The sequence below is a fragment of the Pseudomonas sp. VD-NE ins genome, from assembly GCF_031882575.1.
GTDB classification, from domain to species: domain Bacteria; phylum Pseudomonadota; class Gammaproteobacteria; order Pseudomonadales; family Pseudomonadaceae; genus Aquipseudomonas; species Aquipseudomonas fluorescens_BZ.
Genome location: NZ_CP134772.1, coordinates 2,100,062 through 2,120,785, shown reverse-complemented (window position 1 = coordinate 2,120,785; position 20,724 = coordinate 2,100,062). Strand labels below are relative to the sequence as shown.

The 20,724-nt window shown below is 60.2% G+C and carries 13 protein-coding genes; 9 read left to right on the top strand and 4 right to left on the bottom strand.

Annotated elements, in window-relative coordinates:
* Positions 1-438 precede the first annotated feature (438 nt).
* Positions 439-783 carry a YggL family protein gene (locus RMV17_RS09350; RefSeq protein WP_007916365.1) on the bottom strand — a complete coding sequence of 115 codons (345 nt, stop codon included), beginning with the start codon at positions 781-783 and terminating at the stop codon, positions 439-441.
* Positions 784-1,016: 233 nt separating this feature from the next.
* Between RMV17_RS09350 and dacB the strand changes: the two genes are divergently transcribed.
* The gene (dacB, locus tag RMV17_RS09345) at positions 1,017-2,477 is read left to right on the top strand and encodes a D-alanyl-D-alanine carboxypeptidase/D-alanyl-D-alanine-endopeptidase (protein ID WP_311886324.1); all 1,461 of its coding nucleotides are present in this window, start codon (positions 1,017-1,019) and stop codon (positions 2,475-2,477) included.
* 137 nt (positions 2,478-2,614) lie between these two features.
* Here the strand turns inward: dacB and RMV17_RS09340 are convergent, their stop codons facing one another.
* Both RMV17_RS09340 and rlmKL read right to left on the bottom strand, forming a co-directional pair.
* The gene (locus RMV17_RS09340; protein WP_311886323.1) at positions 2,615-4,996 is read right to left on the bottom strand and encodes a diguanylate cyclase; all 2,382 of its coding nucleotides are present in this window, start codon (positions 4,994-4,996) and stop codon (positions 2,615-2,617) included.
* A gap of 145 nt (positions 4,997-5,141) precedes the next feature.
* The gene (gene rlmKL, locus RMV17_RS09335; protein ID WP_311886322.1) at positions 5,142-7,412 is read right to left on the bottom strand and encodes a bifunctional 23S rRNA (guanine(2069)-N(7))-methyltransferase RlmK/23S rRNA (guanine(2445)-N(2))-methyltransferase RlmL; all 2,271 of its coding nucleotides are present in this window, start codon (positions 7,410-7,412) and stop codon (positions 5,142-5,144) included.
* A 532-nt stretch (positions 7,413-7,944) separates the two neighbouring features.
* Here rlmKL and rmf point away from each other — a divergent pair.
* Positions 7,945-8,160, top strand: a complete 216-nt coding sequence (gene rmf / locus RMV17_RS09330) for a ribosome modulation factor (RefSeq protein ID WP_003223300.1) — start codon at positions 7,945-7,947, stop codon at positions 8,158-8,160.
* A gap of 243 nt (positions 8,161-8,403) precedes the next feature.
* Here the strand turns inward: rmf and RMV17_RS09325 are convergent, their stop codons facing one another.
* Positions 8,404-9,423: a quinone-dependent dihydroorotate dehydrogenase gene (locus RMV17_RS09325; RefSeq protein WP_034152862.1), complete on the bottom strand. Its 1,020-nt coding sequence runs from the start codon at positions 9,421-9,423 to the stop codon at positions 8,404-8,406.
* 222 nt (positions 9,424-9,645) lie between these two features.
* Here RMV17_RS09325 and RMV17_RS09320 point away from each other — a divergent pair, with 222 nt between their 5' ends.
* From RMV17_RS09320 to RMV17_RS09290, 7 genes are all read left to right on the top strand, one after another.
* A complete protein-coding gene (locus tag RMV17_RS09320; RefSeq protein WP_311886321.1) occupies positions 9,646-10,857 on the top strand; it encodes a CmpA/NrtA family ABC transporter substrate-binding protein in 1,212 nt (403 codons plus the stop codon).
* Between the two features lie 15 nt (positions 10,858-10,872).
* A complete protein-coding gene (locus RMV17_RS09315) occupies positions 10,873-11,448 on the top strand; it encodes an ANTAR domain-containing protein (protein WP_311886320.1) in 576 nt (191 codons plus the stop codon).
* 463 nt (positions 11,449-11,911) lie between these two features.
* A complete protein-coding gene (locus RMV17_RS09310; protein WP_311886319.1) occupies positions 11,912-13,123 on the top strand; it encodes a nitrate/nitrite transporter in 1,212 nt (403 codons plus the stop codon).
* 7 nt (positions 13,124-13,130) lie between these two features.
* Positions 13,131-14,801, top strand: a complete 1,671-nt coding sequence (locus tag RMV17_RS09305; RefSeq protein WP_311886318.1) for a bifunctional protein-serine/threonine kinase/phosphatase — start codon at positions 13,131-13,133, stop codon at positions 14,799-14,801.
* A 422-nt stretch (positions 14,802-15,223) separates the two neighbouring features.
* The gene (gene nirB / locus RMV17_RS09300; RefSeq protein WP_311886317.1) at positions 15,224-17,692 is read left to right on the top strand and encodes a nitrite reductase large subunit NirB; all 2,469 of its coding nucleotides are present in this window, start codon (positions 15,224-15,226) and stop codon (positions 17,690-17,692) included.
* Positions 17,689-18,006, top strand: coding sequence for a nitrite reductase small subunit NirD (gene nirD / locus RMV17_RS09295; protein ID WP_016985592.1), 318 nt, complete (start codon positions 17,689-17,691; stop codon positions 18,004-18,006). The genes nirB and nirD overlap by 4 nt, the downstream gene beginning before the upstream one ends.
* A complete protein-coding gene (locus RMV17_RS09290; protein ID WP_311886316.1) occupies positions 18,006-20,720 on the top strand; it encodes a molybdopterin-dependent oxidoreductase in 2,715 nt (904 codons plus the stop codon). The genes nirD and RMV17_RS09290 overlap by 1 nt, the downstream gene beginning before the upstream one ends.
* Positions 20,721-20,724 lie beyond the last annotated feature (4 nt).

Here is a 20,724-nt window from a genome sequence, read left to right as displayed (position 1 = left end):
ACCGAGGTGCTTGGAAGAAATACGCCGACGTGGGATACCGAGTTGAACTCAAATTTTGAAAAGCACACAAGTCGGCTCCCTCTCCCTCACTCCCATAGGGAGAGGGGACTGACCGAGGTGTCTGGAAGACATACGCCGACGTGGGATACCGAGTTGAACTCAAATTTTGAAAAGCACACAAGTCGGCTCCCTCTCCCTCACTCCCATAGGGAGAGGGGACTGACCGAGGTGTCTGGAAGACATACGCCGACGTGGGATACCGAGTCGAACTCAGGTGTTGAACAGCTCGCAAATCGGCTCCCTCTCCAGGGGGAGAGGGCTGGGCGGGCGGCGTTCCGATGAGGGGTAGACGCACCACAATACCCAAGCCCAACACCCAAACACCCAAACACCAGACGAAAAAAAACGGCGACCCTCAGGTCGCCGTTTTTTTCAGTATCACTTAGCCGCGTTGATCGGCTTTTCCGGATACCAAACGTCCAGCAACGGGCTGACTTCATACTTGGTCAGCTCGGAGCGGGTTTTCAGCCAGGCTTCAACGGCAGCACGTTGCTCTTCGTTGACCGAGCCACGCTTCTGCAGGCAAACCAGACCGAAGTCGTCGCCGCCAACATAACCCAGACCATTGGCTTCCATGGCTTCTTTGATGAAGGCTTCGAGGAAAGCGTCAATGGCTTCTTCGGACAAGTCTTCTTTGAAGTCCAGGTTCAGTTCGAAACCCAGCTCTTGAAATTCATCAACGCACAGTTTTTTGCGCAGACGCTGGGAACGGTTAGTCGCCATTGGAACAATCCTCATAAGTATTAACGGCCGGCACTTTACCAGTTTAAGCCGTCGATTGCCCGCCTCTCTGGCCCCTGAAGCAGACCGCCTGTAAAAAAATAACGTATTGGCCGGCCCAGACAAGGCACAAGCTGTAACACCTTGGGGCATAATGCCGACACTTTCATGACCGCTGAGGGCTTTTTCATCCATGTCCTCGTTATTTTCCCCTCGACTGTAGGGTTTTATTTCATATGATCAAATCGTTGCGTCCACTGTTACTGGCCGGCCTTCTTCTGCCTCTGGCCCTGCCTGTTTCTGCTGCCACCATCAATACTTCCCTGACCCCCAACGTTGAAAAAGCCCTCAAGGCGAGCAAATTGCAGCCCAGCGCCCTGTCGTTGGTGATGGTGCCGCTGGATGGCCCGGGCACGCCGACCGTGTTCAACGCCGACGTGTCGGTCAACCCGGCCTCGACGATGAAACTGGTGACCACTTACGCGGCACTGGAAATGCTCGGCCCCAATCATCAGTGGAAAACCGAGTTCTACACCGACGGTGACCTCAATGGCGGCATCCTCAACGGCAACCTCTACCTCAAGGGTGGCGGTGATCCAAAGCTGAACATGGAAAAACTCTGGCTGCTGATGCGCGACCTGCGCGCCAACGGCGTGACCCAGATCACGGGCGACCTGATCCTCGACCGCAACTTCTTCGTGCAGCCGCAACTGCCGGAATTCAACGATGACGGCAATGACGAGAACAAACCGTTCCTGGTCAAACCCGACTCGTTGCTGGTCAACCTCAAAGCCCTGCGTTTCGTCGCCCGTAACGATAATGGCCGGGTGCTGATTTCGGTTGAACCGCCGATTGCCAGCATCCACATCGCCAACACCGTCAAAGCCCTGCCCTCCAAGCAATGCGCCGGCGGCGTGCGCTACAACCCGGTGCCAGAGGCGGATGGCAGCGTGACCGTGACCGTGGCCGGCCAGTTGGGCGAAGGTTGCAGCTCGCAGACCTACCTGTCGCTGCTCGACCACGCGACCTACACCGCCGGCGCCGTGCGCGCGATCTGGAAGGAACTGGGCGGCAGCATTCAGGGCAAGGATCGTCTGGCCTCGACTCCGGGCAACGCCAAACTGCTCGCGCGTGCCTACTCCCCGGATCTGGCGGAAATCATCCGCGACATCAACAAATACAGTAACAACACCATGGCTCAGCAACTGTTCCTCAGCCTGGGGCAGAAATTCCGCAACGACGCCGACGGTGATGACGCCAAGGCTGCGCAACGCGTAGTGCGCCAGTGGCTGGCGAAGAAAGGCATCACCGCGCCGCATCTGGTGATGGAGAACGGCTCCGGGCTTTCCCGCGCCGAACGCGTCAGCGCCCGTGAAATGGCGGGCATGCTGCAAGCGGCGTGGCACAGCCCGTATGCCGCTGAATACATCAGCTCGCTGCCGATTGCCGGCACCGACGGCACCATGCGCAAACGCCTGAAGACCACGGCAATGCGCGGCGAAGCCCACGTCAAGACCGGTACTTTGAACACTGTGCGGGCGATTGCCGGTTTCAGCCGTGATGTAAATGGCAATACCTGGGCGGTAGTGGCGATTCTGAACGACAAGGCACCGTTTGGGGCGTCGTCGGTGCTGGATCAGGTGCTGCTGGATCTGTACAAGCAGCCGAAACTGCCGCAGACCGCTTCGGTGCTGTAACGCCGTTCAGGCAACACCACAAACCCCTGTGGGAGCTGGCTTGCCAGCGATTGCGGAATGTCAGTCACTGAATATGCTGACTGAAATGACGCTATCGCTGGCAAGCCAGCTCCCACAGGGGCTGCGGTGTATTGAAGTCAGCTCATCTGTTCGACACGATCGCGCCCGCGCTGCTTCGCCATATACACACCCGAATCCGCCCTGAGCAACAGCGCATCTGCGCCCTCCCCCGATCGCCAACTGGCGATACCGAAGCTCGCGGTCACCACGCCAACCACATCCACCGGCGCGCCACGCAAACCCTGCCACAGTTCGACCGCCAGCATGTACGCGTGCTCACCATCGATGTCCGGGCACAACACCATGAATTCCTCGCCGCCCAAACGGCAGAACACATCGGTACGCCGCAAACGATGGCCGATCCGCTCGCACACCGCCTGCAGCACTCGGTCGCCGACGGCATGCCCGTATTGATCGTTGATGCGTTTGAAGTGGTCGATGTCGAGCATGATCACCGACAGCTCGCCGCCACCGCGCTCGACCCGGGCCATTTCCGTGGTCAGGCGTTCCTGAAAGTAGCGGCGGTTATGGATGCCGGTCAGCGAGTCGGTCACCGACAGCGCGCGCAGTTCTTCTTCCACGCGTTTCAGGTCGGAAATGTCCGAGATATAGCCGTGCCACAGCACGCCGCCGCCCGGCAGTTCTTCCGGCGTCGCCTCGCCGCGCACCCAGCGCAGGCCGCGTTCGGGCAGTTGCACGCGGTATTCCTCGCGCCACGGACTGAGGCTGTCGGCCGAAGCGCGAATCGAAGAGCGCACGCGGGTAACGTCCTGTGGATGAATACGCGTGAAGATCGCCTCGGCGTTGAACAGCAGGACGTCTGGCTCCAGCTCGTAGATATCGCGGATGCCGTCGCTGGCGTAGATCACACTGAAGCGTCCGTCGAATTCCATCTTGAATTGATAGATGCCACCGGGCACGTGGGCGCTGAGTTTCTTCAGCAACACATCCCGCGCCGCCAGCACCTCGTGCACGCGCTTGCGCTCGGTGATGTCGATGCAGATCGCCAGATGCCCGACCCATAAACCCTGCTCATCCAGGACTGGCGTGGCGAGCATGTTCACTGGCAAATGACTGCCATCGCTGCGCACCAGCGTCCACTCGCGGGCCTCGTGACCGCCGACTTCGCCGCCCTCGACCAGCATCGCGTGGCAGGTCGGAATGGTTTTGCCGTAGCGCGCACTCAATTCGGCGGCGCGGGCCGTCAGCTCGCGGGGCAGGTGCAGGTTTTCCAGGGTCATGTGACCGACGACTTCGGCGCTGCTGTAACCGAGCATTTGCTCGGCGCCGGGGTTGAAGGTGTTGATCACGCCGCGCAAGTCGGTGGCGATGATCGCCACTTGCGTCGCCGCATTGAGCACGCCGCGCAATTGCCCGTGGGTGCCACGCAGCTCCTGTTCGCTGGCATGCAACTCCTGCGTGCGCAGCTCGACCATGCGCAAGGCACGCTGGCGCTGACTGACCAGCACGTAGAGCAAGGCGCTGAGCAGCAGACTGAGCAAGCCACCCAGAATGATCACGCTGCCGACCGACGAATGGTTGGCCTGAGCAAACGCATCGCTCGGCAGAATATCGACCTGATAATCATGATCTGCCATGCGCACCAGGCGCGTCGCGGACAGGTCGCTCGGTGCCGGCTCATTGGTCGACTCGAACAACACTTCGTGCTGATCATTGGTCGACAGATCGAGAATGCGTACCGACAGATAGTCATGGAAGGCGTCCGGTAAACCGTCGGCCAGTAACTGACGCATGCTGATCACCGCCATCACGTAACCAAACGACTGCCGCTCGCCATTACGACTCACTGGCGCCACCAGCAGCACACCGCGTGCATAGGACGGCTCGATACTGACCAGATGCATCGGTTGCGACACCGCCAGACCGCCAAGCTTGTCGGCACGCTGCAGGGTGTCGCGGCGCAACGGCTGCGCCAGCAAGTCATACCCCAACGGTGAACCGAGCCGACTTTGCGTCTGACTGTAGAGCACTGGCACGTAGGCATCGCGCACGCCGGCCAGTTGCAGCTCGCCCTGTGCATTCAGCTCACGGATCGTGAAGTGGGTCAGGCCTTCGTCGCGCACGCGCTGCTCGAATGCAGCGCGCTCGGCACCACTGACCTTGAGGGCAAACGAATAGGCCTGGGTACGCATCAATAAGGGGTGGGTGTAACCGTCGAATTCGGCGCGGGACACCGATTCGGAGTTGGCGAAGAAGCGGCGCAGGCCGTCGAGGCGTTGTTCCTGATCCTGAAAGCGTTCTTCGATGCGGGTGTAACGTTCGTTGGCCAGCAGTTGAAAACGCTGACGGGTTTGTTGCTGGAACTGATTGAGGGTGGCCCAGGCGAGCAGCCCCGTGAGAATCCCGCCGGCGAGCAATACCAGTAGCGCGACCAGCCAGGCCGAGACGTCTTCACTGATGAAACCCAGAATCTTTGGGCGCACGGGGTGCAACGACATAAAGACAACTCACTACGCCAGCATTTACGGGAAAACCCCATTGACCGTGTGTGAGTTATAGCTATTAGCCACTAATTTAGCTAGCGCGGGCAGATCCACGGAGCCTTTAAAAATCAAGGCTCTGTGGATCCAATTGCGCAAAGCGTCAACGAGCCGTGATTTTCCAGGCGCGGTGGATCTTGGTGTTACGGGCAAAATCCGGGTCGATGGTCTGCGCGCTGATTTCCTCAACCGCGTAACGCTCGGCGAGGTTTTCTTCCAACTGGAACTTGCGGAAGTTGTTGGAGAAATACAGCACACCGCCGGGCGCCAGACGGGCCATGGCCAGGTCGATCAACTGCACCTGATCACGTTGCACGTCGAAGATGCCTTCCATGCGCTTGGAGTTGGAGAAGGTCGGCGGATCGATGAAGATCAGGTCGTACTCGTCACGGCTGCTTTCCAGCCAAGCCATCACATCGCCCTGCTCCAGACGGTTCTTGTCCGAGAAGCCGTTCAGCGACAGGTTGCGACGTGCCCAGTCGAGGTAGGTTTTCGACAGATCGACGCTGGTGGTGCTGCGCGCACCACCCTTGGCCGCATGCACGCTGGCGGTCGCGGTGTAGCAGAACAGATTGAGGAAGCGCTTGCCGGCGGCCTCTTTCTGAATGCGCATGCGCATCGGGCGGTGATCGAGGAACAGGCCGGTGTCGAGGTAGTCGGTGAGGTTGACCAGCAACTTCACGCCGCCCTCGCTGACTTCATTGAACTTGCCTTGCGCAGCCTGACGCTCGTACTGCTTGGTGCCGCTCTGGCGCTCGCGACGCTTGACCACCACGCGGCTCTTGTCGACGTTCAGCGCCTGCGGGATCGCTGCCAGTGCATCGAACATCCGTGCCGAGGCTTTTTCCGGATCGATGGACTTCGGCGCGGCGTATTCCTGGACGTGCACCCAATCGTGGTACAGGTCGATCGCCATCGCGTACTCAGGCATGTCGGCATCGTAGACGCGGTAGCAATCAATGCCTTCGCGCTTGACCCACTTGCCCATGGCCTTGAGGTTCTTTTGCAGACGGTTGGCAAACATCTGCCCGCCTTCGCTCAAGCGCGGCTGCTCGATCACTGGTGCCGGGGCTGGCGTCGGTTTGATCGGGTTACCGTTCTTGTTGAACTTGCGCTCTTGCGGTTCGTCCGGGGTCTGATCGTAAGCCGCTTGCTCGCGCTCGGCCTGACGCTGTTCCGGGGTGCGACGCTCGCCGGTGACGAACTGATCCGGCAGCACTTTGATCAACAGCAGTTTGCACGGCAACGCGCCGTTCCAGAACGAATACTGTTTGTGGCTGCGGATGCCCATGCGCTTGCCCAGATCCGGCGCGCCGGTGAACACCGCCGCTTCCCAGTTCAGGCAAGCCTGACGCAGACGCTCGCCGAGGTTCTGGTAGAGGTACAACAGGCTGGCTTCGTCACCGAGACGCTCGCCGTACGGCGGGTTGCAGATGACCAGACCTTTCTGGTTCTGATCCGGACGCGGCTCGAAGGTCGCGACTTCGCCCTGGTAGATCTTGATCCACTCGCTCAGGCCGGCACGCTCAACGTTGTTGCGGCCCGGCTGAATCAGACGTGGATCAGCTTCGTAGCCACGAATCCACAACGGTGGCTTGGCCAGACCGGCAGCGGCACGTTCAACGGCTTCTTCATGGAGTTTTTTCCACATCGCCGGGACGTGACCTAGCCAGGCGGTGAAGCCCCACTGCTCACGACGCAGGTTCGGCGCCATGTCGGCGGCGATCATGCCGGCTTCGACGAGGAACGTACCGACACCGCACATCGGGTCAGCCAGCGCGCCGCCTTCAGCGGCGATACGTGGCCAGCCGGAACGGATCAGGATCGCCGCCGCGAGGTTTTCCTTCAGCGGTGCAGCGCCCTGCTGCAAGCGATAGCCGCGCTGGTGCAGGCTGTGGCCGGACAGATCAAGGGAAAGAATCGCTTCGCCGCGATCCAGACGCAGGTGAATGCGCAGGTCCGGGTTGAGCTTGTCGATCGACGGACGGTCGCCCTGTGGGGTGCGCAGTTTGTCGACGATGGCGTCTTTGACTTTCAAGGCGCCGAAATGGGTGTTGTCGATGCCGGAACCGTGACCGCTGAATTCAACAGCCAGGGTGCCATCGCTGAGCATGTGATCCTGCCAGTCGATGTCGAGCACGCCGTGGTAGAGGTCTTCAGCGTCTTTCATCGGGAAGCGCTTGAGCACCAGCAACACGCGGTTGGCCAGACGCGACCAGAGGCACAGGCGATAAGCGGTTTCCATGGTCGCCATGCCACGCACGGCGGAAGTGTGCTCGCGCGCTTCTTCAAGGCCAAGCCCGACGGCTTCCTCGATGAGCAGGCCTTCAAGGCCTTTAGGGGAAGTGAGGAAGAGTTCGAAACGGTCGGACATGGTATTTCCAGAGCCTTTGGCTAGTGAATCGGCAACGCATTGCCGATCCGGTTTTCAATCAGGCGCTTTTCTAAAAGAACGCCCGCGTGGCACGAAGGTGTGCCGTTCCATCCCCGCTGCTCGGGTTAAAAGAGCTTAGATGCCGGGACAGATAAAAAAGTTGATGAAACAAAAAGTCTTAAAGCGACCCTTCGTCGCTTTATACCCCAGCGCAAACGTGGGTCATTCTCACTAAAGAATTAACCCCATCATCCAGCGCGAGGCCGATCATACCGGGGTTTGCTGAAAAACCGTGCATGAAACCCGTCGTTACTTATGGCTGTAGCACTAATTTCGTTACGTCCTTATGACAAAACGATCATTCCCTCGGTGTGACTCATTGGTTAGAACTGAACACAGGTTGACGTCGCAACGGCGTCAACACCTTGGCTCGCCACGCCGGCAGCGAGCCGCACCATGGCAGGTTTCTTCTGCCAGACCTCAGTTGAGGTCAACGCGACACAAAACAGTCAACAAGTGAGGGAAACACCCTATGAGAAGACTTAAGCGTGATCCGTTGGAAAGAGCATTTTTGCGCGGATATCAATATGGCGTTGGTGGCAAATCCCGTGAGCTTTGCCCATTTACTCTACCGTCGGTACGCCAAGCCTGGATTAACGGCTGGCGAGAAGGACGCGGCGACAACTGGGACGGTATGACCGGCACTGCGGGAATCCACAGACTCAACGAACTTCACGCCGTCGGCTGACACAGGGCATTAATTCCGACACGACAATCTGAATTTGTAACGACTTACCATGCACGTCCTTCCCGGACGGCGGGCTCCGGCCCAGGGGCTCCTTCGAGGAGCCCTTTTTTATGCCGGAAAACTCATTTTTTGTGCTGGAACACGAAACCTGTGGGAGCGAGCCTGCTCGCGAAGGTGCCAGTTCAGTCAATATTTCTGTGACTGACACGCCGCTTTCGCGAGCAGGCTCGCTCCCACAAGAGATCAGCGCAGGGCGGCGATTGCGTCTACCGATTCACGGATCAGCGCCGGGCCTTTATAGATGAAGCCAGAGTAGATCTGCACCAGGCTCGCACCCGCCAGAATCTTCTCAGCCGCATGTTTGCCTTCAGTAATCCCGCCCGCCGCAATGATCGGCAACCGACCCGCCAACTCACCCGCCAGCACCTTCACGGTGTTCGTGCTCTTCTCCCGCACTGGCGCGCCCGACAAGCCACCCGCCTCGTCGCCATGCTCCATGCCTTCGACACCAACACGGCTGAGGGTGGTGTTGGTCGCGATCACCGCGTCCATGCCGGTTTCGATCAGCGCCTGAGCAACCTGCGCGGTTTCTTCATCGGTCATGTCCGGCGCGATCTTGATCGCCAGCGGCACATGTTTGCCGTGACGCAACGCCAGTTCGGCGCGGCGTGTGGCCAGATCGGCGAGCAACTGCTTCAGCGAATCACCAAACTGCAGGCTGCGCAGGCCCGGGGTGTTCGGCGAGCTGACGTTGACCGTCACATAGCTGGCGTGGGCGTAAACCTTGTCAAGGCAGATCAGGTAATCGTCGACCGCGCGCTCGACCGGCGTATCGAAGTTCTTGCCGATGTTGATGCCCAGCACGCCTTTGTACTTAGCGGCGGCAACGCGCGCCAAAAGGTTATCGACACCGAGGTTGTTGAAACCCATGCGGTTGATGATTGCTTCGGCTTCCGGCAGGCGGAAGATCCGTGGCTTCGGATTGCCCGGCTGCGGGCGTGGGGTCACGGTGCCGATTTCGACAAAACCGAAACCCAGTTGCGCGAAGCCATCGATGGCCGCGCCGTTCTTGTCCAGACCGGCCGCCAGACCCACCGGGTTCGGAAACTCGAGGCCCATGACCGTCACCGGCTTCTTTGCCGGCGCCTTGCACAGCAAGCCGTTGAGGCCCAAACGCCCACCCGCGCCGATCAGATCCAGCGACAGATCGTGGGAGGTTTCCGGGGAAAGTTTGAACAACAGCTGACGGGCCAGGGTGTACATGGGCGGCGATGACTCGGGCGGCGAAAAGAGGCGGCGATTATAGCCGGGCATCGACCTGCGGCGCGAGGCGCACGCGCAAATCGCTGGCACTGGCATATGCCTTGCACCCTCCTTGCCATCAGCGCGCCGGCCAATGACGGCCGGCGGGCAAGGACAATGGCGTCGTTCCGGGTTTTGCCTGCGCAAAGTCCGTGGCGGCGCTTTTTTTTCGAGGTACGTTGGATGAATGAACCTTCGGTAGGGCCACTGGCCTGGGTCAATGGCAGCGATGCTCCGGAAAAGACTGCGATCGACCTCGGTTTCATGGCCCTGAGCGATTGCGCCTCGGTCGTCGTCGCCGCCACACAGGGCTTCGCTCAGCCCTATGGACTGACCCTGAACCTCAAACGCCAAAGTTCCTGGGCCAGTTTGCGCGACAAACTGGTCAGCGGCGAACTGGATGCCGCGCACAGTCTGTATGGCCTGATTTACGCCGTGCATCTGGGCATCGGCGGTGTTGCCCCGACCGACATGGCCGTGTTGATGGGCCTCAACCAGAACGGCCAGAGCCTTAACCTGTCTCACGGCTTGCAGAACCTCGGCGTGACCAGTCCTGAAGCGCTGGACCGCCATGTGCACCAAAGCCGCGCAAAACTCACCTTCGCCCAGACCTTTCCTACCGGCACTCACGCCATGTGGCTGTATTACTGGCTGGCGAGCCAGGGCATTCATCCATTGCAGGACGTCGACAGTGTGGTGGTGCCGCCGCCGCAAATGGTCGCGCACCTGCAAGCCGGGCGTATCGACGGCTTTTGCGTCGGCGAGCCTTGGGCGGCCAGCGCGGTGCAGCAGGATCTCGGTTTTACCTTGGCCACCAGCCAGACCATCTGGCCCAATCACCCGGAAAAAGTCCTCGGTTGCACGCGTGAGTTTGTCGAGCAATACCCGAACACTGCGCGGGCGTTGGTGATGGCGATTCTTGAAGCCAGCCGTTTCATCGAAGAAAGCCCGGAAAATCGTCGCAGCACCGCGCAATTGCTCAGTGCGTCGGAGTATCTGGACGCGCCGCTTGCGTGCATCGAACCGCGTTTTCTCGGCGACTATTCGGATGGGCTGGGCAATCGTTGGCAGGATCCTCATGCGCTGCGCTTTCACGGCAATGGCGAAGTGAATTTGCCGTACTTGTCCGATGGCATGTGGTTCATGACCCAGTTCCGTCGCTGGGGTTTGCTGCGCGAAGACCCGGATTACCTCGCTGTCGCCCGTCAGGTTCAGCAACTCGATCTATATCGCGACGCCGCTACTGAGGTCGGTGTTGCCGCATGGGGCACCGACATGCGCAGCAGTCAGTTGCTCGACGGCAAAGTCTGGGACGGCAGCAATCCCGCCGGTTATGCGCGCAGCTTCAAGCTGCACGCGATGAGCGACGACGCTCCCCTTCTCGCCCGCCGCTGACAGGAGACCGCGAACATGTTGCGCATTCTGTTGATCAACGACACGGCGAAAAAAGTCGGGCGCCTGAAAGCGGCACTGACTGAAGCCGGTTTCGAAGTCATCGACGAATCCGGCCTGACCATCGATCTGCCCGCGCGCGTCGAAACGGTGCGTCCGGACGTGATCCTGATCGATACCGAGTCACCGAGCCGCGATGTCATGGAACAAGTGGTGCTGGTCAGCCGCGACCAGCCACGGCCAATCGTGATGTTTACCGACGAGCATGATCCGGGTGTGATGCGCCAAGCAATCAAGTCTGGGGTCAGCGCCTACATCGTCGAAGGTATTCACGCACAGCGTCTGCAGCCGATTCTCGATGTGGCGATGGCGCGATTCGAGAGTGATCAGGCGTTGCGTGCGCAGTTGCAGGCGCGAGATCAGCAATTGGCTGAGCGCAAACGCATTGAACTGGCCAAGGGATTGTTGATGAAGATGAAGGATTGCAATGAGGAAGAGGCTTATACCTTGATGCGGCGCCAGGCGATGAGCCGGCAGCAGAGGCTGATTCAGGTGGCGGAGCAGATTATTGCGATGAGTGAGTTGCTTGGCTGAAAACTTTGGTTGCTTGAGAAGCCCCTCACCCTAGCCCTCCCGAAACGTCGGACCGCCCGGAGGGAGAGGGGACCGACCGGGGGATGCTCACGAACCACGCCGACCTGTGATCTCTGCTGTGAATCCATAATCGACACGGTCTTTCAGGTCGATGTTTGGCGCAAGACACCTCGGTCAGTCCCCTCTCCCCCTGGGCGGTCCGACGTTTCGGGAGGGCTAGGGTGAGGGGCTTTTGATTTTCCGGCTGTTGGCACAAATCTCGCTATGTAAAACGCACAGGTAACCAACGGCGGTTGCCCCACCCACGACAAAGACGTCGCTCACCCGTTCGCCCAACCGGCGCATCAGGGAGCGGCGTTTTTGCGTTTTGGCCCCACAGACCGGGGCCGGTGGTGCGGCCGTGGCGGCGCCCCACCTGCTGTTGCATGACTCCTTTCGAGACTCTTTTCAGCTGAGGTGCGCGATGAATTCAAGCTTCTGGAAATCCGGCCACACCCCGACCCTGTTCGCGGCCTTCCTCTATTTCGACCTGAGTTTCATGGTCTGGTACCTGCTCGGCCCGCTGGCGGTGCAGATCGCCGCCGACCTGCACCTGACCACGCAACAACGCGGCCTCGTCGTCGCCACGCCGATCCTCGCCGGTGCCGTACTGCGCTTCATCATGGGCATGCTCGCCGATCGGCTGTCACCGAAAACTGCTGGGCTCATCGGTCAGGTCATCGTGATTTGCGCGCTGTTCGGTGCCTGGAACATCGGCATTCATAGCTACGAGCAGGCGCTGATCCTCGGCCTGTTCCTCGGCATGGCCGGCGCCTCGTTCGCCGTCGCCCTGCCGCTGGCGTCGCAATGGTATCCACCACAGCATCAAGGCAAAGCCATGGGCATTGCCGGTGCGGGCAACTCCGGCACTGTCTTCGCCGCGCTGCTGGCACCGGTGCTCGCCGCCGCGTTCGGCTGGAGCAATGTCTTCGGTTTCGCCCTGATCCCATTGATCCTGACGCTGGTGCTGTTTGCCTGGCTGGCGAAAAACGCGCCACAACGGCCGAAAGCCAAAGCCATGGCTGACTACTTCAAGGCGCTGGGCGACCGTGACAGCTGGTGGTTCATGTTTTTTTACAGCGTCACCTTCGGCGGCTTCATCGGCCTGGCCAGCGCCCTGCCCGGTTACTTCAACGATCAGTACGGCTTGAGCCCGGTGACTGCCGGTTACTACACCGCCGCCTGCGTGTTCGGTGGAAGTCTGATGCGACCACTGGGTGGCGCGCTGGCTGACCGTTTCGGTGGCATCCGCACGTTGCTGGCGATGTACACGGTGGCCGCCATTTGTATTGCTGCAGTGGGTTTCAACCTGCCAAGTTCCTACGCGGCGTTGGCACTTTTCGTCTGCACCATGCTCGGTTTAGGGGCAGGCAATGGCGCAGTTTTCCAACTGGTGCCGCAGCGTTTTCGTCTGGAGATCGGGGTCATGACCGGGCTGATCGGCATGGCCGGCGGCATCGGCGGTTTTGCCTTGGCTGCCGGCATGGGCGCGATCAAACAGAGCACCGGCAGCTATCAACTGGCCCTGTGGTTGTTCGCCAGCCTCGGCGTGTTGGCATGGTTTGGCCTGCACGGCGTCAAGCGTCGCTGGAGAACCACCTGGGGTTCGGCAGCCGTGACGGCGGCGCGGGTCTGAGCCGTCGATGGCCCTGCAACTGAGTTTTGCCGAAGCCAGCGCCACCGGTCCGCGCGCGGAGAATCAGGACGCCTTGCGCCTGGTCACGCCCGCTCCGGCACTGGCGGCTAGCAAAGGTTACCTGTTCGCCATCGCCGACGGTGTCAGCCAGTGCGCCGATGGCGGACTCGCCGCCCGTTCGACGTTGCAGGCCTTGGCGCTGGACTACTACGCCACACCGGAAACCTGGAGCGTGGCACAAGCGCTGGATCGCCTGCTGCTCGCGCAGAATCGCTGGTTGCAGGCCAATGGCGGTGGTCAGCCGTTGCTCACCACCGTCAGCGCTTTGGTCATGCGCGGTCGGCGCTTCACCCTCGCCCACGTCGGCGATTGTCGGGTGTATCGCTGGCACGCCGACGACTTGCAGCGAATCTCTGAGGATCACGTCTGGGAACAGCAAGGCATGCACCATGTGCTCAAGCGTGCGCTGGGGCTGGATCAGCATCTGGTGCTGGATTTTCTCGACGGCGAACTGCGTGAAGGCGAAAGCTTTGTGCTGCTCAGCGACGGTGTCTGGTCGACGCTGGGCGATACCGCCATTGCGGCGATTCTGCGTGATCAACCGGATCTGCACAGTGCCGCACAGACACTGGTCAACGCTGCGCATCTGGCGGGGAGTCAGGACAATGCCAGTGCATTGCTGGTGCGGGTCGATGCTGTCGGTGAGACGAGTATCGGCGATGCACTGATTCATCTGCAGCAATGGCCACTGCCTCCAGCGCTGAAATCCGGGCAGCACTTTGAAGGCTGGCAGATGCAAGAGATTGTTGCTCAGAGTCAGCAATCGCTGCTTTATCGAGTGCTGGATGGGCAAGGTCAGAGGTGGTTGCTGAAAACCCTGCCCACGCGTTCGGCTGATGATTCCTACGCCGGGCAAGCGCTGTTGTCTGAAGAATGGTTCCTGAAACGTGTGGCAGGGCGGCATTTTCCTGAAGTCCATGCGTGCAGCCAGCGTCAGCATTTGTACTACGTGATGCGTGAATATTCCGGGACGACGCTGGCGCAGATTTTTCAACAAAATGGGCCTTTACCCTTGGCGCAATGGCAGGACATCGCCGAGCGCCTGTTGCGCTCGGTCGGGCTGCTGCATCGGCGGCAGATTCTGCACCGCGACATCAAACCGGAAAACCTGCATTGGAGTGATGACGGCGAACTGCGTCTGCTGGATTTTGGCCTGGCTTATTGCCCGGGATTGTCCGAAGACGCGCCGTCGACCTTACCGGGGACGCCAAGCTACATCGCCCCGGAAGCGTTTCGCGGGGATTCACCGAGTGCGCAGCAGGATTTGTATGCGGTCGGTGTGACCTTGTATTTCCTGCTGACCGGGCATTTCCCCTATGGCGAGATCGAAGCCTTTCAGCGGCCGCGCTTTGGTCTGCCAGTGAGCGCCAACCGTTATCGACCGGATCTGCCGGAATGGCTGGCGCAGAGTCTGGAGCGTGGTGTGGCGACTGATCCGCAGCAGCGCTTTGAAACGGCTGAAGAGTGGTTGCTGGTGCTGGAACAGGGCGAGCGGCGGAGTTTGAGTGTGCGGCCCAGACCTTTATTGGAGCGTGAGCCGTTGAAGGTCTGGCGGACGATGGCGTTGGTGGCGTTGCTGGGGAATCTGGTGCTGCTGACTTTGTTGTTTCACAGTTGAACCGCGTCGCGCCATTCGCGAGCAAGCTTGCTCCCATAAGGGATTCGTGTCGTTCGCAAATCCCCTGTGGGAGCGAGCTTGCTCGCGAAGGCGCCCGCCCAGTCACCACAAATTCAACTGCCTGCATGCCCCACGAACGAGCAACCCGCTTCGATTCAGTGCAAAAAATCACCCTCAAAAACGGCTAAACCCCAATAAACTCGCTACCGCCCCCACTTGGCACAACCACTGCATTACCCCATCCAACACACACATAAAGCCCAACCTTCAACGACGAAGGCTGCGCTTCCCGAGAGAACGGGACCAGGACAAAGGCGTCCTCGCTAGGCAACTAGCGGGACGCCTTTTTTTGTTTGCGCAAAATTTCTCGAGCAAGGCCTGACTGCCCACAAGAGGCCAGCCGCAGCTCCCCGGAGAACCTGATGAAAAAACTCAAACTGGTGATGATCGGCAATGGCATGGCCGGGGTCCGCACCCTCGAAGAACTGCTCAAGCTGAGCAACGAGCTGTACGACATCACGGTCTTCGGCGCCGAACCGCACACCAACTACAACCGTATCCTGCTGTCACCGGTGCTGGCCGGTGAGCAGACCTTCGAAGAAATCGTGCTCAACGATCTCGACTGGTACCTGGAAAATAACATCAAGTTACTGCTCAACCGCAAAGTGGTGGAGATCGACCGGGTCAAACGCCGGGTGATCGCCGAGGACGGCACTGAAGCCGAATACGATCGCCTGCTGATCGCCACCGGCTCGACACCGTTTATCCTGCCGATCCCCGGCAACTCCCTGCACGGCGTGATCGGTTACCGCGACATCGCCGACACCCAGGCCATGATCGACACCGCCAAAACCCACAAACACGCGGTGGTCATCGGTGGCGGTCTGCTCGGTCTCGAAGCCGCCAATGGCCTGATGTTGCGCGGCATGCACGTCACCGTGGTGCATATCGGCGAATGGCTGCTGGAACGGCAACTGGACAAAACCAGCGGCCAACTGCTGCAAAGCGCCCTCGAATCCCGTGGCCTGCATTTCCGTCTGTGCGAACAGACCCAGGCCCTGCACGACGCCGGCAATGGCCGGGTTGGCTCGGTGCAATTCAAGAACGGCGACATCATTCCCGCTGATCTGGTGGTGATGGCGGCCGGCATTCGCCCCAACACCGAACTGGCGGAAAAGGCCGGCATCCCGTGCAATCGCGGGATTCTGGTCAACGACACCCTGCAAACCTACGACCCGCGTATTTATGCCATCGGCGAGTGCGCCAGCCATCGCGGAATTGCCTACGGTCTGGTCGCGCCGCTGTTCGAACAGGCCAAAGTTTGCGCCAACCACCTCGCACAATTGGGCTTCGCCCGTTATCAAGGCTCAGTGACCTCGACCAAATTGAAAGTCACCGGCATCGACCTGTTTTCCGCCGGCGACTTCATGGGCGGCGAAGGCACCGAGACCATCACCCTCTCCGACCCGATTGGCGGCGTGTACAAAAAACTGGTGATCAAGGATGACGTGCTGGTCGGCGCCTGTCTGTACGGCGATACGGCAGATGGCGGTTGGTATTTCCGGCAGATTCGTGAGAATCACGACATTCGGCAGATCCGCGATCACCTGATGTTCGGCGGCTCTTCATCTATGGAGCAGGCCTTGGGCGACGTAGGACATCAAGGCCAGGACAAAGCCATGGTCATGGCCGACACCGCCGAAGTCTGCGGCTGCAACGGTGTGTGCAAAGGCACTATCGTCAAAGCCATTCAGGAACACGGCCTGTTCAGCGTCGATGAGGTGAAGAAACACACCAAGGCCGCCAGCTCCTGCGGCTCGTGCGCCGGGCTGGTCGAACAGATACTGATCAACACCGTCGGCGGCGCGGCGGACGTCAAACCGAAGAGCGAAAAAGCCATCTGCGGCTGCAGCGATCTCAACCATGGGCAGATCCGCCAAGCCATCCGCGAGCAACATCTGCTGACCATCGCCGGCACCATGAGCTACCTCAACTGGCGCACGCCGAACGGTTGCGCAACGTGCCGCCCAGCCCTCAACTATTACCTGATTTCGACCTGGCCCGGCGAAGCCAAGGACGACCCGCAATCGCGCCTGATCAACGAACGCGCGCACGCCAACATCCAGAAGGACGGCACGTATTCGGTGGTGCCACGGATGTGGGGTGGTGTGACCAACCCGTCGGAACTGCGGCGAATTGCCGACGTGGCCGACAAGTACAACGTGCCGATGGTCAAGGTCACCGGCGGTCAGCGCATCGACTTGCTCGGCATCAAGAAGCAGGACTTGCCCGGCGTCTGGAAGGACCTCGACATGCCGTCCGGGCATGCCTACGGCAAATCCATCCGCACCGTAAAAACCTGCGTCGGCAGTGAGTTCTGCCGCTTCGGCACGCAAAACTCGACACAACTGGGCATCGAACTTGAGCACGACCTGTTCAACATGTGGTCGCCGCACAAAGTGAAACTCGCTGTCTCCGGATGCCCACGCAACTGCTCGGAAGCGGGGATCAAAGACGTAGGAATCATCGGCGTCGACTCCGGCTGGGAGATGTACATCGGCGGCAACGGTGGGATCAAAACCGAAGTCGCCGAGTTCTTCGTCAAGCTGAAAACCGCCGAAGAAGTCCGCGAATACAACGGCGCCTTCCTGCAGCTGTATCGCGAAGAAGCCTTCTACCTCGAACGCACCGTGCACTACCTGCAACGGGTCGGCATGGAACACATCAAAAAAGCCGTGCTGGAAGACCCGGAGCGCCGCAAAGCCCTGAACGAGCGCCTGCAATTCTCCCTGTCGTTCGAACAAGACCCGTGGAAAGAACGTCTGGCGCAGCCGCAATTGAAGAAAGAATTCGACGTAATCCCTGTGAAAAATCTGGAGGTGCCAGCATGAACTGGCTGGATATCTGTGCCCTCGACGAGATCAACGCCCTCGGTTCGCGGATCATTGCCGGACCGAAAGGTGACATCGCGATTTTTCGTACGAGCGACGACGAAGTTTTCGCCCTCGACGACCGCTGCCCGCACAAGGGCGGGCCATTATCGCAAGGTTTGATCTACGGCAAACGTGTGGCCTGTCCGTTGCACAACTGGCAGATCGATCTCGAATCTGGCGAAGCTCAGGCGCCGGACATCGGTTGCGCGCACCATCATCCGGCGCGGGTCGAAAACGGTCGTGTGCAACTGGCCCTGCGGGACGCCATCTGATGAACCGCCAGACGACCGCCTCGACCTGCTGTTATTGCGGGGTCGGCTGCGGCGTGCTGATTGAGCATGACGGCGAGCGCATCCTCGGCGTCAGTGGCGATCCGGCGCACCCGGCCAACTTCGGCAAACTGTGCAGCAAAGGCTCGACCCTGCACCTGACCGGCGACCTTGCCGCTCGCGCGCTGTACCCGGAACTGCGTCTGGGCAAAGGCCTGGCGCGCAGCCGCACAGATTGGGATACCGCGCTGGAGCACGCGGCTAACGTGTTCGCCGAGACCATCGCCGAGCACGGCCCCGACAGCGTGGCGTTCTATATCTCCGGACAGTTGCTGACCGAGGATTATTACGCCTTCAACAAACTGGCGCGGGCGTTGGTCGGGACCAACAACATCGACAGCAATTCGCGCCTGTGCATGTCCTCGGCGGTGGTCGGCTACAAGCGCAGCCTCGGCGCCGACGCCCCGCCGTGCAGCTATGAGGATCTGGAACTCAGCGATTGCGTAATGATTGTCGGCAGTAACATGGCCTACGCCCATCCGGTACTTTTCCGTCGGCTGGAAGAGGCAAAGTCCCGCCGTCCACAGATGAAAGTCATCGTCATCGACCCTCGGCGCACCGACACCTGCGACCTTGCCGATTTGCACCTGGCGATTCTGCCGGGCACAGATGTCGCTTTGTTTCATGGGATTTTGCATCTGTTGTTGTGGGAAAACTGGATCGACCGCGATTTCGTCAAAACGCACACGGAAGGCCTCGCCGAACTGAAGAGTCTGGTGCGCGATTACACCCCGCAAATGGTGTCGCAACTGTGCGGAATCAGTGTCGAGCAATTGCAGCAGTGCGCTGAATGGGTCGGCACTTCGCCGAGTTTTCTGTCACTGTGGTGCATGGGTTTGAACCAGTCCACGGCTGGCAGCGCGAAGAACAGCGCGCTGATCAATCTGCACCTGGCCACCGGACAAATCGGCCGTCCGGGTGCAGGACCTTTCTCCCTTACCGGTCAGCCAAATGCCATGGGCGGGCGCGAAACCGGCAGTTTGTCGAACCTGCTGCCGGGCCATCGAGACGCGGCCAACCCTGAACACCGCGCCGAAGTGGCGGCTTATTGGGGTGTGGATCAACTGCCGGACAGCACTGGGCTCAGCGCCATCGAACTGTTCGAGCAAGTGCGCAACGGCAAGGTCAAGGCGTTGTGGATTGCCTGCACCAACCCTGCGCAATCGATGCCGGACCAACATGCTGTGCGAGCAGCGCTTGAGACTTGCCCGTTTGTGGTTCTGCAAGAAGCCTTTCACACCACCGAAACCGCAGCATTCGCCGATCTCCTGCTACCCGCCGCCAGTTGGGGCGAGAAAGAAGGCTCGGTGACCAACTCCGAGCGACGCATTTCCCACGTACGCAAAGCCATCCTCCCACCGGGAGAAGCGCGGCCCGACTGGGCGATCACAGTGGATTTCGCACAGCGCCTGGAGAAACGTCTGCGCCCCGCTGAATCGAGCCTGTTTACGTTTACTCGGCCCGCGCAGTTGTTCGATGAGTTCAAAGGGCTGACACGCGGCCGTGATCTGGATATGTCCGGGATCAGTCATGTGCTGATCGACGAGATCGGACCGCAGCAATGGCCCTTCCCTGCCGGCGCCCGCAAAGGAACATCACGACTCTATGAGGACGGTATTTTTCCTACGGCCAACGGTCGGGCTCAGTTCATTGCCGACCCGTATCGCGCCGCCAAGGAACCGCGCGATGCGCGCTTCCCATTGACGCTGATCACCGGTCGCCTGCGCGATCAATGGCACGGTATGAGCCGCACCGGTACGGCGGCGCAATTGTTCGGGCATGTCAGCGAAGCGGTGTTGAGTCTGCATCCAGACGAACTGCGTCGGCATCGCTTGCAGCCGGGAGATCTGGTCAACCTTAAAAGTCGTCGCGGCGCAGTGATCGTCGCGGTTGGCAGCGATGACAGCGTGCGCCCGGGGCAAGCGTTTCTGCCGATGCATTGGGGCGACCGTTTTCTCAAGGGCGGCGTGAACAGCCTGACCCTGCCGGCCTTCGATCCATTGTCGAAACAACCGGAACTGAAACACAGCGGCGTGCGCCTGGAACCGGCCAACCTTCCGTGGCAGCTTTTCGCACTGATCGAGGGTGATGTTCAACGGCATTTCGAGACCCTACGACCGCTTTGCGAGGCATTTTCCTACGTGAGTCTCAGCCTTGTCGGACGTGAACGATCGGCATTGCTGATACGCGCTGCCAGCAACGAGGCGCCGAATCCACAATTATTGGCTCAGATCGACCAATGCCTGTCACTCATCGAAGGCCCTGTACTCGCTTATGACGATCCCCGTCGGGCTATCGGCAAGCGCGTACGCATTGAAAACGGCCGGATCACCGCGATCCGACTGGCCGGCGAAACCCTCGCCCAGCATTGGCTGCAAGGGTTGTGGCAGGAAGGTCGCGCCGATGACCAGCTAAGGCGCTGGCTGCTGGCACCGATGAGTGCGCCGCCGGGCAGTGCCGGGGCGCAGATCGCTGCGGATAAAACCCTGTGCAACTGCAAGAACGTAAGCCTCAACGCGGTCTGCGCCGGCATTCGCCAGGGCCTGGATCTGCAGGGTTTGAAAAATCAATTGGGCTGCGGCACGCAATGCGGCTCGTGCGTCCCGGAAATAAAACGTTTGCTGGCTGCCGAGTTGCAGCCAGTCGCCGTCATCTGATGAG

Excerpts from the sequence above, each read along its gene's own strand:
- RMV17_RS09350 (WP_007916365.1), bottom strand. The coding sequence starts at position 783 with ATGGCGACTAACCGTTCCCAGCGTCTGCGCAAAAAACTGTGCGTTGAT.
- dacB (WP_311886324.1), top strand. The coding sequence starts at position 1,017 with ATGATCAAATCGTTGCGTCCACTGTTACTGGCCGGCCTTCTTCTGCCT.
- RMV17_RS09340 (WP_311886323.1), bottom strand. The coding sequence starts at position 4,996 with ATGTCGTTGCACCCCGTGCGCCCAAAGATTCTGGGTTTCATCAGTGAA.
- rlmKL (WP_311886322.1), bottom strand. The coding sequence starts at position 7,412 with ATGTCCGACCGTTTCGAACTCTTCCTCACTTCCCCTAAAGGCCTTGAA.
- rmf (WP_003223300.1), top strand. The coding sequence starts at position 7,945 with ATGAGAAGACTTAAGCGTGATCCGTTGGAAAGAGCATTTTTGCGCGGA.
- RMV17_RS09325 (WP_034152862.1), bottom strand. The coding sequence starts at position 9,423 with ATGTACACCCTGGCCCGTCAGCTGTTGTTCAAACTTTCCCCGGAAACC.
- RMV17_RS09320 (WP_311886321.1), top strand. The coding sequence starts at position 9,646 with ATGAATGAACCTTCGGTAGGGCCACTGGCCTGGGTCAATGGCAGCGAT.
- RMV17_RS09315 (WP_311886320.1), top strand. The coding sequence starts at position 10,873 with ATGTTGCGCATTCTGTTGATCAACGACACGGCGAAAAAAGTCGGGCGC.
- RMV17_RS09310 (WP_311886319.1), top strand. The coding sequence starts at position 11,912 with ATGAATTCAAGCTTCTGGAAATCCGGCCACACCCCGACCCTGTTCGCG.
- RMV17_RS09305 (WP_311886318.1), top strand. The coding sequence starts at position 13,131 with ATGGCCCTGCAACTGAGTTTTGCCGAAGCCAGCGCCACCGGTCCGCGC.
- nirB (WP_311886317.1), top strand. The coding sequence starts at position 15,224 with ATGAAAAAACTCAAACTGGTGATGATCGGCAATGGCATGGCCGGGGTC.
- nirD (WP_016985592.1), top strand. The coding sequence starts at position 17,689 with ATGAACTGGCTGGATATCTGTGCCCTCGACGAGATCAACGCCCTCGGT.
- RMV17_RS09290 (WP_311886316.1), top strand. The coding sequence starts at position 18,006 with ATGAACCGCCAGACGACCGCCTCGACCTGCTGTTATTGCGGGGTCGGC.